Raw genomic sequence first — 18,211 nt, forward strand, 5'->3', positions numbered from 1 at the left:
TTTTGGAGATATAATATTAAAAAATGTTTTTTTGAGCTTATAACGCTTTATTTTAATCTATATATTTTTTATTTAAAATATTGATTATCAATTACTTAGATATATAAACCATCAAAACGGAAATATCAGAAGGAGAAACACCAGAAATTCTCGATGCCTGACCTAAAGTCCGAGGTTTTATCTTAAATAATTTTTCACGGGCTTCTTTTGATATAGAAACAATTTTATTATAGTCAAAATCGGGCTTAATTTCTTTGTCTTCCATTTTTAACATTTTGGCTACAATCTCATTTTCCTTTTCAAAATAGCTTTCGTACTTAATCTTAATTTCGGCTTGTTCGATCGTTTCACTATCTAAACTAACAGTTGCATTAGCTAATGGCTTACTTACTTTGATAATATCTTGCAAGCCTACATGCGGTCTACCCACCAAACTATGAATCTTAACATTCTGATTTAATATACTAGATCCCAAGCTTTCAAGCATTGGGTTAGCATCTGCCATTTCTATACCTTGAGACTTGGTAAATTTTACTAATGCATCAGCAGCTGAAACTTTTTGATTAACTTTTGCTAAACGTTCATCAGATATCAAACCTAACTGATGACCGATAGGAGATAGGCGGATATCTGCATTATCTTGTCTTAATAATAAACGGTGTTCAGCCCTTGAAGTAAACATACGATAAGGTTCTTCTGTTCCTTTGGTTACCAGATCATCAATTAAAACACCAATATAACTGTCTGATCTTTTCATAATCAGCTCATGTTTTTGATTGATTTTTTGGTGCGCATTAATCCCAGCCATGAAGCCTTGGCATGCTGCCTCTTCATATCCTGTAGTACCATTAATCTGTCCGGCTAAAAATAAATTGCTTATCAGTTTTGTTTCTAATGTTAACGATAATTGGGTAGGTGGGAAGAAATCATACTCAATGGCATATCCCGGTCTAAACATTTTCGCATTTTCAAAACCAGGTATTAATCTTAAGGCTTTAAATTGTACATCTTCTGGAAGAGAAGTTGAAAAGCCATTTACATAAATTTCACAAGTATTCCATCCTTCAGGTTCAACAAAAATCTGGTGACGATCACGCTCCGCAAAGCGATTTATTTTATCTTCGATTGATGGACAATAGCGAGGACCTAAACCTTTAATTCGGCCAGTGAACATTGGCGATTTCTCAAAGCCTTCCTTCAGAGTTTCGTGAACATCACCGTTTGTATAGGTGATCCAGCAACAACGCTGGTCTTTCGAAACTTCTGTATCAGTATAAGAAAATTTTCCTGGGTCTTCATCTCCCCATTGTTCTTCCATTTTGGTATAATCAAGACTTCTACCATCCACCCGTGGTGGGGTACCGGTCTTCATTCTGCCGGCTTCCATTCCGAGTTCCACCAACTGCTCCGTAATACCCGTTGATGCTCTCTCTGCTGTTCTGCCTCCGCCAAATTTCTTTTCTCCAATGTGCATGATGCCATTCAGGAAGGTACCGTTTGTTAATACAACGGCTGTGCTTTCAATCTCAATACCTAATGAAGTTTTTACCCCATAAACTGTATTATCTTTCACTAATAATCCAACTACACTGTCTTGCCAGATATCTAAATTAGGTGTTCGCTCCAAAGCCAAACGCCACTCTTCTGCAAAACGCATTCGATCTATTTGCGCTCTTGGACTCCACATCGCAGGGCCTTTAGATTTATTCAGCATTCTAAACTGAATGGTTGATTTATCAGAAATGATACCTGAATAACCACCCATCGCATCCACTTCACGAACGATCTGTCCTTTTGCTACACCACCCATCGCCGGGTTACAACTCATCTGGGCAATGGTGCCCATGTTCATTGTAATTAATAAAACAGATGATCCTAAATTGGCAGCAGCTGCAGCAGCTTCACATCCCGCATGGCCTGCACCAACAACAATCAAATCGTATTTTGAAAACATTTTATCTATTTCTAATAACGTTCCACGTGGAACATTTTGGTAACTTTTAATACTTTGTGGTTCTCAAGATTTGCTTGTACCCAATACGAATTTAGGTGTACAATCTTGAACGTTCCACGTGAAACATAACGGTTAAATCTGAATGAAATTATAAAGAAACTACTCAGAAAGTTCTAACCAACGCATGGTAAATTCATCCAGTTTTAGTTTCAGTTTTTCGATTTCACTTGAAACTTCCTGGATTTTGATATAATCTGAAGTATCAATTTTAAGTAAGTTTTCTGTCAACTCAGCGATTTTATTTTCAGTATCGGCCATTCCTTTTTCACTATCATCAAGTTCTTTTTGTTCTTTAAAACTTAATTTTTTTACAGTTTTAACTGATACTTGTTCTGCTGGAATTTCGGCTACTTTTTTAGTTTCGTTCTTTATCTTTGCTTGTTCCAGACTCAGGCGATATTCTGAATAATTACCGTTGTAAATCTTAACTACACCTTCACCTTCCATGATAAAAAGTTGATCACTCATCTTATCTAAAAGATATCGATCATGTGAAACCAGCATTAATATACCTGGGAAATTTTCTAAAAATTCTTCAAGCACATTTAGCGTATCAATATCTAAATCGTTTGTTGGCTCATCTAATATCAGGAAGTTTGGATTCTGCATTAAAACTTTCATCAGGTTCAAACGCTTCTTTTCTCCACCACTTAACTTCTCTACCATGCCATGTTGTTTCTTTGGTGGGAAGAGAAAAAGTGTTAATAGGGCAGAAGCAGTAATCACGGAACCGTCGGCCATCTTGATATATTCCGCATCTGACTTTACAATATCAATCACCCTTTCTTTGGGATCGAATGTCAAGCCACCTTGTTTGTAATAACCAAAAACTGTAGTTTCTCCGGTATCAACCGTTCCAGAATCAGGCCTTAGCTGACTTGTGATAATATTTAGTAATGTTGATTTGCCTGTACCATTTTTACCGGCTAAACCAATGCGGTCTCCCTTTTTAAAAGTATAGCTAAAGTCATTAATGATGGCACGTCCATCAAACGACTTCTCGATGTGATCAAGTTCAATAATCTTGCCTCCCTGACGAGACATCTTCATTTGGAGGTTAATAGTCTGATTATCAGACTTTTTCTTTGTTTTTTCCTCTAATTCGTAAAAAGCATTGATCCTGGCGTTAGATTTAGTTGCACGAGCCTGTGGCATACGCCTCATCCACTCTAATTCTTTCTTCAGTAGTTGCTGATTCTTATGTTGAACAGTCGCGTCTAAAGCTTCTCTTTCAGATTTCTTTTCCAGAAAATAAGCATAATTTCCGTTGTAATTGAAAATCTTGCCTCGATCCAGTTCTACTATTGTATTGCAAACGTTATCTAAAAAATATCGATCATGTGTAACCAATAGGATGGTTTTCTGTCCGGTAGTCAACAATTTTTCAAGCCACTCAATGGTATCAATATCCAAATGATTCGTTGGCTCATCCAACACTAAAATTTCAGGATCTTCAATTAAAAGTTTAGCCAAAGCCAACCTCTTCTTTTGTCCACCAGAGAGCGTAGCAATTTTTTGTTGCAAATGAGTAATGCCCATTCTGTTTAGAATGGTTTTGATCTCATGCTCATATTCCCAGGCGTTATGCTCACTTAATTCTTCGTATAAACGATTGAGCGTTTTTTCATCCGGGTTAGGATTTTCAATTAGTTCTTCATATTCTTTAATCAACTGTTGTTGCTTATTCTCCAAAGAGAAAATATGATCGCTGATTGAAAAACCCTCCGTAAACTGAGGTTCCTGATCTAAGAAGCCAATTTTAACAGCTTTATTTTTAACAATCTTACCTTCGAGTGGAGGAAATCTTTCTGCCAGTAATTTCAAAAGTGTACTCTTACCAGCGCCATTAATGCCAACCAACGCTACACGCTGACCAGAGTTAATACCCAAAGTTAAATTCTTAAATAGCCATTCGTCATGATAACCATGACCCAGACCTTCTGCCGCAATTAGTGTGCTCAAATTTTTTGTATTTCGGATTTATAAAGGAAAATTAGTGCAAAAGTACGGATAAAATAATTGGTTGACTAAAATGTTATTGCAAAGCTGCCTTATAAGGGTAAAAATGGCAGAATGCTGATTTTTTTAAAGGTAGCTGCTTGTTAACCAGGATGAAATTAAAAGAAAACAGCGGCTGGAATCGCTCCGCCGCCGCTTCAATCATTAACTAAAACTAAACTTTATCTTCATGAGGCTAACAACTAGTTTTGTAAACCGCTCATATTATCTTGCTGCTTTTTCTATATGACTGCAATAAGCGATAAATGTTGCACAAGATATGAGTGGAATATACCAGCATAGCTAAATAATCGACCAACGTGTTAAACTGTTAGACGAACAGGAAGTTAATACATTGAAAATGGACTTTTGAAATCAAAAATTGGGTTGTTCTATAACAAAAGATGTAGAGAAAATCTATATTAAGTTAAATTACCATGGTAGAACAAGCATGGCAATAGCGGGCTTTAAATCACTTAATGATCAATATTGCTTTGGCGATTCTTTTCGGGAAGTGAAAGGTTAAATCAGTTCAACTAAACTTCTATAACTTAAATATTCATCTTCTTTTTGAGTCATTAGGGTTTTCGCTGCTTTGCCTTTATCCTTGTAGCCAAGTAAGTGCAAGGTTCCATGAATCATAATGCGGCAAACTTCATCAAACTCATTTGTTTTGAAAGTTTTTGCGTTTTCTTTAACACGCTCAATGCTGATGAAAATGTCGCTAACAATCTGCGTTTCTACGTCCGAATTATCGAAAGTAATAATATCGGTGTAGGTATCATGATTTAAATACTGTTGATTGATGCCCAGCAAATATTCGTCGCTGCAGAAAATGAAATTTAGTTCCTGCAGTTCGAAACCTTCTTTTTCGATGGTCGCTTTAATCCACTTTTTAACCTTTAACTTTTGTGGAAGATTGTAACGAACAGATTCAGTAAAAAATGAAATCGCAGGCATATTGATGAAGTTTAAAGCCGCAAATTTAAGAAATATTCGTCGTCTTTGTCATTCAATAGACAGCGAAGAATTTTATAGCGATCGAACTTACCTGACAGTATTCAATGATTTCAAATACTCAGCAATTTTATTTTTATAGTAATAATTTAAACTAGGAGGTAATTTTTGCAGCATATCATTTCCATTTTGTTGCTGTTTTTTAAAATCATCTAACATTTTCTGGTATGATGGTGGAAACTCTTTTGCCGCTTTACTTTCGCGTTTGGAATCTTCTTCCTGATCACGTTCTGCTTTTTCGGCTTCTAATAGCTTGGTTAACAATTCTTTTTGGCGATTTAATGTTTCCTGCTGCAAACGCTTGTTAACCAGGTCACTTTCCGTTTGTTTCATCTCCTTAATGGCCTCGTTGAGATTACCCATTTTGCCAGAACCATCTTTATTTTCTTCCCGGTTTATTTTTTCCAAAGCCTGGCGAATCATTTGCTGCTGTTGTGCCATCTTTCCAAACTCCTGACTCATTTGTCCTTTACCAACAGTTCCCTGGTTACCGCCAGATTTTTGCATCTGCTCACGAGCCTTTTGCATACTTTTATTCAGCTGTTCCTGCATTTGCGAAAGCTGTTTCATTCCTTGTTTTTGCTTTTTACCATTACCAGGTTTCGAATTTTTTTGCATATTCTGCAACTGATTTAAAGCCTCACTCAGCATTAAACTTAAATTATTAATTGAAGTCATGGTAAACTGCTGATAACGATTGGCTTCAGGCGTTCTTCTTTCGCCAAGGCTTTCTAAGCTCTTGTCAAGATTGAAGTTTATTTTATTCATTTCCTCATTAACGGTAGATTCTATCTGAGGAACACGTTTACTCAAAGCATACAAACTATCCGCAATGGTTTTTAGATTATCTTTAATACTTCTTTGTTTTTGAACATTGGTTACGTATGAAGGATCTGCGGCGGTCATTTTCTTCAAGGTCAGCATTACCTTTTCCTGTTCAAAAGAGGTGTTGAGAAGATTCTCTAATAGTTTACGCAACTCTCTGGCATTCAGATTATTTTCCATTTCTTCGCCTTGCTGCTGCATTTCACTCATTTTTTTCGAAAGTTTTTCCATTTGCTCGCCAGCTTTTTGCTGTTTCTGACTAGCACTTTTCGAGTCTTTTTTATCTAAAGCATCTTTACTTTCTTGTTGTTCTTTTTGAATATCCTGCACATCTTTTTCTGGATTTTCAAATGGATTAGGTTTTTCCAAAGCCTGATTTTTCTCTTCGAGCTTCTTTAAATCATCCTTTAAATCTTTCATTTCCTTATTCAAGGCATCCTGCTTTTGTTTTAGTGATTCATTATCCTGCTTTTTACCGGCAGTTTCCTTGCTAAGCTCTTTTTGTTCCTTAGCCAATTCATTTAAACGATCGATATCATTTTGCAGGTTCTGCTCAAATTCAAGCTGTTTGTAGAGTTCTAAAATCCTGTCTAATTCATTTTTGAGCGTTTTATTATCCAGTTGCATTTTCGACAATTCGTTTTGCGTTTGGTCTTTATTCTTCTCGTTCATCAGGTTTTGCAACTTCTGCAAAAGCTCCCTGGTCTTTTCATCCAGCACATTATCAAACAAATCCTTAATCTGTTTTTGTTTTTCTAAGAGCTCTTCCGTCTGCTTTTGGTCTTCCTGCTGCTGAATATTTTTATCGTTTTGCGCCTTAATTTCTTTTACGGCCTCGTCCAACTGCTTTTGCTTATCTAACAAAGCCTCAATCTGTTTTTTATCCTCAAACGAAATTTGTTTTTTATCAATCAGGCTTTCGGCAACTTTTTTACTTTCCTTTTCTATGGTGTTGGCTAAGCGTATAGCAGACTGTACTTTTTGCTTTAACACCTGGCTGTTAGCACTTACCTGTTCTGCAGTTTCCTTTTTTGTAGGTTGTTTAAATGTTTTTATTTCAGAACGGGTAATTTTAGAACCATTAACACCGTCATTATCAGCAACTTCAAAATAATATTCAATTTCTTGTCCTGGTCTGGCTGCCGCTGCTTTTAAATCCCAAAAATAGAAAAATGTATTTTCTGTTGAATTTGGTTTAATGCTGATGTTCTTACTTACCGTATTGACTATCTTGTTGTTTTCCTTGATGTTGTACTTAAAAGTCAATCTGCTGAAACCATAATCATCTGAAACCTGTCCGCTGAAGTATAGTGCTTTGTTACTTATAGAATCCGATTTTTCTTCAACATGGATAGTAGGGGCCTGATCTTTAATTACCGAAATTTGGTGCGAAAGAGAATCGCTAAGTGTTACAAAATCGTTTTTGGGCGTAATGCTGTACTTAGAATGATTACGAATTGTTGCATGAAAGGCCGCTTCATTATCTTCAATTTTTAGCATATTTTCCTTTCCATTTAAATTAAACAAGAGCGCATTGCTTTTGCCAGTTTTAAAGTTCCAGGTCACTCGAGTGCCCTCGGGCAAAAGAATATCGCCAACGTTGACAATCACTTCTGCTTTTTTACCCAGGTAAGGCGGATAATTTAAAGTTGCAGTGGAACTCAATAATTCAGGACGAGGTTTAACGCTTATTGTAAAAGCCGATGAATTAAATCCGCCACCTTTAAAAATCAGTTTTTTATCACTTTGAATATTTTTAATGCTGTAATGAAAATGGCTGTTGTTTTCTTTTTCCAGTTTGTAGGTATTTTTTCCATCCTCTACATAAATTTCGGCAGGTAACTCATCACCAGTTAATTTTAAGTTAATGGTTAAGTCATCGCCTTGCGTAACCGCTAACTTTTTATTCAGCACCATAAAACTAAAAGGTGCTTTCGGAGCGATATATACATCATATTTAAAGAAACTATTGGTTCCCTCACGTAAAATGGCAGGTGCAATAATGGCAATCAGCACAATGATAGAAAGCGGAATAAACAGATATTTCAAATATTTTCGATTATCATTAATCCTAACCGCGGTGTAAAAGGGAACGGGCTTCAACTCCAGAATCTTTTGGTCAATACTGGCTAGAATCAGCCGGTTATTTTCTGGCAAATTTTCAGAAAGCTGATGCAGTTGAAGGGTGTTTAAAAGCTTATCCTTAATATCAGTAAAGTGGTTGCCGATAATAACCGAAGCCTCATCAAAAGACAAATGTTTGCCCAGTTTCAACATCGAAAGTAAAGGTTTGATAATTAAGAAACCGATTAACAATAAACCTAGCAGCAAATAAGCAAAAAAGATAAAGGTTTTAAATCCGGCTGTTGGGTTCAAATAGTACAAACCTAAAAATACAAGCAAATATAGCGCAAGCAGTATCGCGGCAGCATAAATGGCACCCCGCAAAATCTTATTTAAATAAAATTTACGGATAAACTCATCTATCTTCCTCAACAAATCGTTGTAATTATTGCTCACCATATCAACGTAAATGTAAAAATTGTTCTCAGCAATTTAAAGAAACCTCCTTAAGGTAACGTGTTTATTTCAAATAGTTTATTCAAAAGCGAAAATTATAACCTGGAAAACAATGTTTGGTATTCCATGGTGGTTTTCAGTCCCGCTTTTTGCTACAACAAAAGCAGAAAAAGCTTTTGTTTCCGCTACAATCGGGTTTATTAAACTAAGATTGTTGCTTTTGGCTAAAGTTTGAAATTGTCCAACATAATACAGGCAACTAAAGTAACGTTGAAAGAATGAACTTCGCCATTAATTCATTGCCGTTTGGCTTCGATGATCTGGTTCTTTTATAGCTCCAGACAATAACACCTATATTAATTTAAAAATCTTTACCTTGTTATTATTAATACAAAGGTTACATAAATTTTAAGCGAGTATTCTCCTAAAAATCTACTTTTGACTTTTGTACAATCATACCAAATATGAAACAAGCACTTATTTTAACCTGTATGGTATTCGTTTTTACCAGCTCATTTGCCCAAAAGTTTAACTGGAATAAAAACCAGGTCATTGCCCATCGCGGTGCATGGAAAAAAAATAAATTCCCCGAAAATTCAATCGCATCACTAAATGAAGCAGTGCGTTTAGGTTGCTACGGCTCTGAATTCGATGTTTGGATGACGGCAGACAACGTTTTAGTGGTAAACCATGATGCCGAATTTCAAGGTTTAACAATTGAGAAAGTTAAGTATAAAGAGTTGCTTACCAAAACCATGAGCAATGGTGAAAAAATACCAACGTTAGAAGCCTATTTAACAGCAGGTAAAAAGCAAAAAACAACCAAACTCATCTTAGAAATAAAACCATCGCTCATTAGCAAGGAACGCGGTATTGAACTTACCAATGCCTGTATCGATATGGTTAAAAGGGTGGGTGTTTTAGATTGGACGGAATACATCAGCTTTGATTATGATTATTGTAAACGTATATTAGAAGTTTTACCAAAAGCTAAAGTTGCGTATTTACGGGGTGAAATTAGCGCAGCGCAATTGAAAGCTGATAAATTAACGGGTGTAGATTATCATTATAGCGTTTACCAAAAAGATGGTTGGATTGAAAATGCACATCAGTTAGGTTTAACAGTTAACGCCTGGACAGTAAACACCGCCCCGGAAATGCAGTGGCTTTTGGCCCATAATGTAGATTACATCACCACCAATGAGCCAGAACTTACCTTTGAAGAGTTAAAGAAAACGCCCGTTAAAAGTGGATGGAAATTAAAATGGGCCGACGAATTTGATGATAAAGGTTTGCCACTGAGCAAAAATTGGGGTTACGATGTTGGTGGAAAAGGATGGGGCAATAATGAATTACAATATTATACCGAGGCAGATACTACAAATGCGAAAATTGTTAAAGGAAATTTGAATATCACAGCAGTTAAAGCAAACAAAGAAAATAGTAAATACACATCAACCCGGTTAGTAACGAAGAACAAATTCGACTTTAAGTACGGAAGGGTAGAAGTGCGGGCTATGTTGCCAAAAGGCAGGGGATTATGGCCGGCCATTTGGGCACTTCCAACCGATTGGAAATACGGAGATTGGCCAAAAAGTGGTGAAATTGATATTATGGAACATGTAGGTTACGAACCCGATAGCGTTTACGGAACTGTTCACACCGAAAAGTTTAATCACGTATTGAAAACACAGGTGGGTAAGGGTGTTAAAATTAATCCTTATAATGCTTACCACATTTATGCTGTGGAATGGTTTAAAGATCGAATTGATTTCTTTGTAGATGACCAAAAATACCTGACTTTTAAAAATACCGGCAAAGGCGCCGCCGACTGGCCTTTCGATCAAAACTTTCATGTCATTTTAAACCTGGCAGTTGGTGGAAACTGGGGTGGAAAAAATGGAGTTGACGATACAATCTTTCCTGCAACGATGAAGGTAGATTATGTCAGGGTTTTTCAAAAGTAATCATCATTAAAGCTTAACATGGATTCACGCAGAGAATTTCTGAAAAAAGCGGCTTTGTTTACAGGCGCCACAGGTCTGGCCAATACCTTGCCGGGTTCCATTTTAAAAGCGATGGCAATTAATGCCGAACTCGGAACTACTTTTTACGATGCAGAACATATTGTATTCCTAATGCAGGAAACCGATCGTTTGACCACATGTTCGGCAAAATGAAAGGTGTTCGTGGCTTTAATGATCCCCATCCTCACATTCAACCCGACGGAAATAAAGTTTGGTTGCAGAAAGATGGTCAAGGGTATACCTACGCACCCTTTCATGTTGATATCAACAAAACTAAAATTACGTGGCAAGGTGGTTTGCCACACTCCTGGAATGATCAGGTTGCAGCCAGAAATGGAGGCAAATATGATAAATGGTTGCCTGCTAAAGCACCAATGACTTTATCTTATTATGATCGGAACGATGTACCTTTCTATTACGCCTTAGCCGATGCATTTACCGTTTGCGACCAACATTTCTGCTCTTCATTAACCGGAACTACACCAAATCGATTATTCTTTTTTACCGGAACAGTAAGGGGTGAGAAAAGCCTGAACAAAGTTGCCGTAGTAAATAACGACCAGGCAGAATCTCAAAATAATGTTTTTGTAGATTGGCCAACTTTTCAGGAAACGCTCGAAGATAATGGCATTGACTGGCGCATTTATCAGAATGAACTGTGGACATCAAAACTTCCTGAAGGGGAAATTGATGACTGGTTAGGCAACTATGGCGACAATCCTGTTGAATATGTAACCAGGCACAATGTTAAACTTTCTGCTTACTTTAGGAAAAATGGTGATCATACTGTAAAACCAGCACTAACTCCTTCCGAAGTTCAGGCGAAATATAATCAGCTATCCCAACGGGAAAAAAACCTCATTGATAAAGCTTTTCAAACGAATATTAGTCAAAAGGACTATTTAGAACTGGCTCCATATATATTCACCAACGATCAGGGAAAATCAGAGACCATCAATATTCCTAAAGGTGATATTTTTCATCAGTTCCGAAAGGATGTAGATGAAGGTAAACTTCCCACTGTTTCATGGTTGGTGGCACCACAACGATTTTCCGATCATACCAGCTCTCCATTGTACGGAACTTGGTATGTAAGTGAGGCTTTGGATATTTTAACTCAAAACCCGGAAGTTTGGAAAAAAACAATATTCGTATTAACCTACGATGAAAACGATGGTTATTTCGATCATCAACCTCCATTTGTGGTACCAAATCCCGAAGATCCTTCAAGTGGAAAGGTTTCGGAAGGAATAAACTATACTACTGATTTTGAAAGCAGGAAAGGTAGTCCGATCGGCTTAGGTTACCGTGTGCCAATGGTTATTGCCTCACCATGGAGTAAAGGGGGCTTTGTTAATTCACAGGTTTTCGACCACACTTCTTCATTGATGTTTATGGAAAAATGGTTGAGTAAGAAAACCGGAAAAACGATTAAGAGCAATAATATCAGCGATTGGAGAAGAAATTTTTGTGGCGATTTAACTTCCGCATTCAGACCATATAATGGCGAAGAAATAAAATCTCCCGAATTTTTGAAACGCGAAACCGTTGTAACCAATATTGGAAATGCAAAGAACAAACCCGCTCAGGTAAATCCAACGGCCTTAAATAAAACAGAAGTTGCAAAAATTAATAGATTCGAGGCTTTCTCACCAGAAACATCAGTGCATGCACCAAAGCAGGAGAAAGGAACTAAACCTGCTTGCGCCTTGCCGTATCAACTTGAGGTAGATGCAGCTGTTGTTGGTAATGAAATTGAACTCTCTTTCACTTCTGTTAAAACGCTTTTTGGAAGTGAAACTGAAGCCGTTGGCGCACCTTTTACCATGAATACCATTGCCAGTTTTAAAGGCGTTACAGGTAAAGTTTGGGCTTATGGCGTTAAAGCTGGTGAAACTCTGGTTGATAAAGTTAATATTGAAGATTTTGATGATGAGATTTACGATTTTAGGATTGCTGGTCCGAACGGATTTTACAGACAATTTGTTGGAAGTAACAAAAATTACATCAATATAAAAGCAAAGGCAGAACAAAGTGGACTCGTTACCAAAAAGTTAACCGGGAATTTAATCTTCTTAATAGAGAATAGAAGTTCCTCGCCAGTAAATATTCAGATCGTAGACAACAAGTTTAAAGCAGCCGTTCAACGTTTAAGCCTCAAGCCAAAACAGCTAACCAAAGTAGCAGTGAAACTTTCAAAAAATGCAAACTGGTATGATTTCAGCATCACCGAAGCGGGAAATTCAATTTTCAAACACCGCTACGCCGGAAAGGTAGAAACCGGAGAGGTTACGACTTCAGATCCGTTTATGGGAAATGTTGTTTAAATAAAAAGGCTTCAGATTTAGTTCAGAAGCCCTCCAATTTTTTATATTTAGAAAGAAATCGGTAAATCTACCTGGGTTTTATCCCATCCAATAATCAGGTTTGCGCCACTCTCTTTTGCTGTAAAGGTTAAGGAGAAGTACTCTAGCGGTTTCAATAAGGCTTTAACAGGAACATTAACCCGGGCAACATCCATTGTCTGATCGTAACTAAAGGCTCCCCATTTATCGGTCTGCTTATTCACAATAATTGTCCACACATCCTTATTTGGAATGGCAAACAAACTATAAGTTCCGGCTTTGATTTTCTTACCGCCAATGCTTACCTTTTTAAAGAAACGAACTTCTGTATTTTCGTTAGCGCCAAAACGCCAAACCTTTCCGTATTGCTCTAAAACGCCGAAAATTTCACGGCCTTTGCGCTGTGGGCGAGAATAAACAATTTTGATGACAGGTTTAGTTGCATCTTTAGCCTTAGGTGCATTTAACGGAAAATAAACAATATCTGCCGGACTTGGATCTGCAACAGGGAACTTAACCTCACCAGATGACGTTTCCTGAGCCTTTACGCTAAAACACAAAAGAGCGAAAACAACAATGAAGATATTTTTCATTTGCTGTGGTATAATTAAAATGTCCTTAAAAAGGGATGTCTTACTACAGGGATAGATTAGTATTTTCTTCCTTTAACGATAGCATTTAAAAATAAGCCTGCAGTTAACAAACCTAAAACGCCACCTAAAAGTGCAAATATGTAATTTTGTGTAATGATTGCTCCAGTTAAAACTCCGAAGAATAAACCTAAGGCATAATATAACCAGTTAAAATTATTGTTGCTGTTTTCTTGTACACTCATGTTTTTGTTATTTGGAGGCAAAGTTAGTATTTATTTTAAATTTTAATTTGTGAATGCCTCTCAATATTCCAATTAATTATCAATTCTTTCTAATTTATATCCATCTTTTTTGAGATAACGGATTAACTCTGGTAACCGATCATAAAACTTATCCTTTCGTTTTGGATCAGTGCCTATATGCGATAACAAGTAAAATCCATTCAGGCCATTATTTTTCTGTGTATTAAAATTGGTTATTGATTTAAAAATCTCCTCGCTGGAGCGATAACTTTTGCCCAATTCAGGAAAGGTATAATCTGCATTTGAACGGGTTCCTGGTGTAAAATTGATTAGCATTAATCCTTGCTTGGCTGTCCAATTAGCTATGGTTTCATTATACCATTCGTATGGCGGCAAAAAATATTTCGCATCCTTCTTCTCAACACCAAAATTCAACATCGCCGCATAATTAGCATTTAAATCATCGCTGAATTGTTTTTGGGTAAGTAACAAGCTGTCGCGATTTTTCCAATCGCAATAAAGCAAGTGTTTATCAGAATGGGCACCAAGATAATGCCCGGCTGCTTTTATTTTTTTTATTAAGGATTTGAAATTGGCGTTTCGATAAAAGTTACCTGTTAAGAAAAAGGATGCTTTTACATTTTCTTCCTGCAGTGTTTTTAATATTTTCTGTCCGCCATCCGCAAATTCATCGCCAGTAAAAATCAATGAAATCTTTTTAACGGTAGAATCACTCCTGGTGTTCGCACCTAAGCTGTAGGTTTTATGCTGAATTGATTTGGCCTGATGTTCTTTTGCCGCCAGGAGATAAATGAGTGATGCCGTTCCATCCATGGTAGGCTCGTTGGTGCTGTAATCACCATAATCATCGTGGTAAACCGCCAAGTCACTTTGAAATTCAGCATATTCATCTGCATCAGATAGTTTGATTCCAATCAAGCTGTTGTAGATATTCGTATAAACAGGACCATCAACCAACCCACCATCAATTGGGTAATTTTTTAAATGCGTAAAGGCCGAATGTGGATCGATAGGGGTATCGCCCCAGCTTGGTAAACCGTAAACCATGCTTGTTCCCCATGGGTTACAGCCGAAAAGCCAATCGAAATTAGCCTGCTCAAGTTCCATGAAACTTTTATCGCCAGTTAAATCTGCATACCACGAACATTGAATGGCAAACGAAGCCGTTAAATTATTGCTGCACCAAATAAATGGGACACCACGATAGAAAGCATTTTGTTTTGCCCGGTTCCATACTTCATTTATTCCGGCTTTATAATAATCTGTTATTTTGAGTTTTTCCTCACCATCTAACTGTTTTGCAAGTTCATAATGTCCAATATTTATAAATGGGTAATATTGATAATGTGCTGCGGTATCTTTTGCCATCCAGGGCGTAATTTTTTCTCTTTCTGCAAAGTGTATAGCGGCTAACAAATTATTTTTAACTGGTTTGGGTTTATTGAAGTTTGATGCTACAGCGGCAAGTTCAATATCATCAACCCAATTGTCTTCTGCATAGATATAAGGCGATTTTACGGAGGCAGTTTGTGTAACCCCCGGCTTTTTCATTGCAAATCGCATTGCTGTACCAGCTTTGGCACTAAGTCGTTTTGAATACTTAACATCAATTTTATTAAATAAAAATGCGCCAAGGTTAAACGCACTGCTAAATTTTGCCGCCGTAGAACTTGTACCAGTGGTGTGATTTAAAAATTTTCCACGTTGCTGCGGTTCTCCGGAAATGAAGTATAACGGCCTTTCAAAACCTTTGCCATATTGATTATCTTCTTTTGGGATACGCATGCTAATGTGATCCCGGTCATCAGCCAATTGGTTAAACATAATATTTTTTTTAGGGTGCATTTTGAGCAACCAATCCAATCCCCATTTGGCTTCATCCAAAACATCTGCAATATTATTCTTGCCATCAAGTCCGTTTGCTTGTTTCTCATCGCTAAAAACCTGAGGAAAATCCCGATAAGCCATCAATAAATGATAGGCTGCATTTGCTGATGTGGTAGCGTATTGAAGATAATCACTCGCATCATGCCAACCACCCGAAGCATCGAAGTGGGTACTATCCTTTATTCCAGCTTTTGCGCCATACAATGCAAATCCATCATGAGTATGGCAGCTGTCTTTCAAATAAGGATTAAATCCGCTGCGTTGCTGGCGCATATAGCGAAGACAAAAATCTGCAGTGCCTTTGTATACCTCGTCATTGATGATAACTTTTGGTGATAAAACACCATCGGCTTTAATGTAAAATCTTCCAGATCCTTTAAAGCCTGAAAAGTTTATTCTTGCTGTATGTTTGAATGGTCCGTAAGCCCCAAATGGCTTAATATTAAGTGAGGTGTAAACGACCTTTTTAGTCTGCTCATCTATAAGTTCAAAAAGTACAGGTACTTTATCCACCTTGCTTGCCCAAACGGCCACTTTCGATCCATGAACAGGGTAGCCAAGCAAATTGATTCTTATCCAGCTTTGCTGTTGCTCATTTTCGAACGACTTCAATGAGCCGAAAAGGTAAGCTAAAGAAATCAGTAAAATACTTAAAAGATGTTTTACCATAGGTGAGTTTTTAATATAAAATTAATCTTTTATCAATATAATGTAAAAGAAGTATAAATACATTTGGAAGTTAATCAAACGATTGATTAATTTTGTGCCATCAAATAGAAATGAAGACAGAAAAAGTAGATAAAAAACAAGCCATTTTAGAAGCCGCTGAGAAGTTGTTTTGTGAAACGGGTTATGAGGGAACTTCAACCCGACAGATTTCGAAAGAATCGGGTGCCAACATGGCCATGATTAATTATTACTTCGGCTCGAAAGAAGGCGTATTTATTGAGATTATGAATAATCGCATCGCGGGATTCGCATCTCAGTTGAAAATTATTAATGAAGATAAAATCTCTTCACTTGAGAAATTACACAAGGTTATTGAAGGCTATGCAAACAGAATTTTCTCCAACATCGCTTTTCATAAAATGATGCATCGTGAGCTTTCCCTTACACAAAGGCCCGAAATGTATGATAAAATCAAAAACGCGATGAGCCACAACATGGCAATCCTGGATAGAATTATCATAGATGGAATTGAAGACGGTAGTTTCAGCAATGTGGATGTTAGAATGGTAATTTCTACCATTATGGGTACACTAACCAATGTTGTAATTGCGCCACATAAAATTTCTCAGGGAGAGGTTATCGATTTAAGCAACCCGAAGGATAACAAACTTATTAAAGAGCGAGCCATTGCTCATTTACAAAACCTTGTAACCGTTTATTTAACATCAAAAAAATGATACCCAAATCGATTAGATTAATGCTTGTGGCATCATTAGTTCCAGCGGCTTTATTTGCGCAAAGCACTAAAGAACTAAATATCAATCAGGCAATAGAACTTGGCATAGCCAATAGTAAAAACTTAAAACTATCTCAGAATAAAATACAGCAAGCCGAGGCGCAGTTAGCAGTGGTAAAAGATAATGTACTGCCAACGGCGAATGCTAGTTTTATGTATAACCACGCAGAAATCCCAACCAGTACATTTACGTTACCGGGCGGTGGTTCTTCTTTACAATTACCACGCAGAGCTGATGCTTTTGTAGGTACAGCAGCAGTGCAGGAATTGGTTTATGGTGGTGGAAAATTAAAATATGCAAAAGAGTCGACCAAATTATTAGCCGATGTTGCCCGTTTAGATGCAGACAAAAACAAAGAAGAAATTACTTACGCGGTAATTAGTACGTATTATGCTTTGTATAAGGTAGAGCAAAGTAAAAAAGTAGTTGGCCAGAATTTAGAATCAATTGCGGCTCAAATTAAGCAGGCACAACGTTTCTTTGAGCAAGGCATTGTAACTAAAAACGATGTGTTGCGCTTTCAATTGCAACAGGCAAATGTTACGCTTACGCAGCTAGACATTGAGAGCAACCGCAAGATTATCAATTACAATCTTGACATTCTTTTAGGTTTGCCAGAAGATACCGAAGTTAAAATCAGCGATCCGAATGCAGGTTTAAAAGCAGCCAGTTCATTAAATGAATATATTGGCCTGGCAATGGCAAACCGACAGGAATTGAAACAACTTGATGCGCAGAATAAAGTTGCTGATTACAATATCAAAACCATCAGAGCGAATACTTTACCAACGGTTGGCGTGGGTGCAAACTTATACTACATTAACCCAAGCGGTAATTTTATTCCGCCAGTAAACCAATACTTAATGCCGATAACTTTAGGCGCAACAGTAAGCTGGAATATTGGTAGTATTTGGAATAATAGAAATAAAGTGCAGGAAGCTAAAATTCAGCAAAGCGAAATCAGCATCCAAAAAGATATTTTATCTGATAACGTAAAAACGGATATCAACAAAAACTTTCAAAATTACCAGGTAGCAATGAATAAGATTCAGGTTTTAGAAACTTCCATTGCCCAGGCTACCGAGAATGATAAGTTACTGGCATCAAAATATAAAAACAACGTAGCATCTGTTACGGATAGAATTGATGCTGAAACTTTATTGTATCAGGCAAAAATAAATTTAGAAATAGCTAAAGCTGATGCAGGTTTGGCTTACTACACATTACTAAAATCAACAGGAAAAATAACGCAATAA

12 protein-coding genes are annotated in these 18,211 nt (G+C 37.0%); 5 read left to right on the plus strand and 7 right to left on the minus strand.

Translation table 11 applies throughout. The features are described 5' to 3' along the window. Positions 1–91: 91 nt before the first annotated feature. The 4 genes from mnmG to EA772_RS06025 all read right to left on the minus strand — a co-directional run bounded on the left by mnmG (position 92) and on the right by EA772_RS06025 (position 8,377). Positions 92–1,954, minus strand: coding sequence for a tRNA uridine-5-carboxymethylaminomethyl(34) synthesis enzyme MnmG (gene mnmG / locus EA772_RS06010; protein ID WP_124911835.1), 1,863 nt, complete (start codon positions 1,952–1,954; stop codon positions 92–94). Positions 1,955–2,113: 159 nt separating this feature from the next. Beyond that, positions 2,114–3,976, minus strand: coding sequence for an ABC-F family ATP-binding cassette domain-containing protein (locus EA772_RS06015; protein ID WP_124911837.1), 1,863 nt, complete (start codon positions 3,974–3,976; stop codon positions 2,114–2,116). Positions 3,977–4,534: 558 nt separating this feature from the next. Next, the gene (gene ybeY / locus EA772_RS06020; RefSeq protein WP_124911839.1) at positions 4,535–4,972 is read right to left on the minus strand and encodes an rRNA maturation RNase YbeY; all 438 of its coding nucleotides are present in this window, start codon (positions 4,970–4,972) and stop codon (positions 4,535–4,537) included. A gap of 87 nt (positions 4,973–5,059) precedes the next feature. Then, positions 5,060–8,377 carry a DUF4175 family protein gene (locus EA772_RS06025; RefSeq protein ID WP_124911841.1) on the minus strand — a complete coding sequence of 1,106 codons (3,318 nt, stop codon included), beginning with the start codon at positions 8,375–8,377 and terminating at the stop codon, positions 5,060–5,062. 461 nt (positions 8,378–8,838) lie between these two features. On the opposite strand from EA772_RS06025, the gene EA772_RS06030 reads away from it, so the two are divergent. Genes EA772_RS06030 through EA772_RS06035 form a run of 3 tightly spaced genes read left to right on the plus strand, consistent with a single transcriptional unit; the run spans position 8,839 to position 12,728 of the window. Next, a complete protein-coding gene (locus EA772_RS06030; protein ID WP_124911843.1) occupies positions 8,839–10,341 on the plus strand; it encodes a glycerophosphodiester phosphodiesterase family protein in 1,503 nt (500 codons plus the stop codon). A gap of 18 nt (positions 10,342–10,359) precedes the next feature. Then, positions 10,360–10,554, plus strand: coding sequence for a twin-arginine translocation signal domain-containing protein (locus EA772_RS22280; protein WP_246834053.1), 195 nt, complete (start codon positions 10,360–10,362; stop codon positions 10,552–10,554). Beyond that, positions 10,539–12,728: a phosphocholine-specific phospholipase C gene (locus tag EA772_RS06035; RefSeq protein WP_246834054.1), complete on the plus strand. Its 2,190-nt coding sequence runs from the start codon at positions 10,539–10,541 to the stop codon at positions 12,726–12,728. The genes EA772_RS22280 and EA772_RS06035 overlap by 16 nt, the downstream gene beginning before the upstream one ends. 47 nt (positions 12,729–12,775) lie before the next feature. Here EA772_RS06035 and EA772_RS06040 read toward each other — a convergent pair whose 3' ends face one another. From EA772_RS06040 to EA772_RS06050, 3 genes are all read right to left on the minus strand, one after another. Continuing rightward, on the minus strand, positions 12,776–13,339 hold the full coding sequence (locus EA772_RS06040) for a DUF2911 domain-containing protein (protein WP_124911845.1): 564 nt from the start codon (positions 13,337–13,339) through the stop codon (positions 12,776–12,778). A 56-nt stretch (positions 13,340–13,395) separates the two neighbouring features. Next, entirely contained in the window at positions 13,396–13,581 is a 186-nt protein-coding gene (locus EA772_RS06045; protein WP_010599342.1) for a hypothetical protein, read from the minus strand. A gap of 72 nt (positions 13,582–13,653) precedes the next feature. Further along, a complete protein-coding gene (locus EA772_RS06050; protein WP_124911847.1) occupies positions 13,654–16,158 on the minus strand; it encodes a glycoside hydrolase family 9 protein in 2,505 nt (834 codons plus the stop codon). A 110-nt stretch (positions 16,159–16,268) separates the two neighbouring features. On the opposite strand from EA772_RS06050, the gene EA772_RS06055 reads away from it, so the two are divergent. Then, entirely contained in the window at positions 16,269–16,895 is a 627-nt protein-coding gene (locus EA772_RS06055; protein WP_010599340.1) for a TetR/AcrR family transcriptional regulator, read from the plus strand. Further along, a complete protein-coding gene (locus EA772_RS06060) occupies positions 16,892–18,211 on the plus strand; it encodes a TolC family protein (protein ID WP_124911849.1) in 1,320 nt (439 codons plus the stop codon). The genes EA772_RS06055 and EA772_RS06060 overlap by 4 nt, the downstream gene beginning before the upstream one ends.

Source organism: Pedobacter sp. G11 (assembly GCF_003860265.1).
Taxonomy (GTDB): Bacteria; Bacteroidota; Bacteroidia; order Sphingobacteriales; family Sphingobacteriaceae; genus Pedobacter; species Pedobacter agri.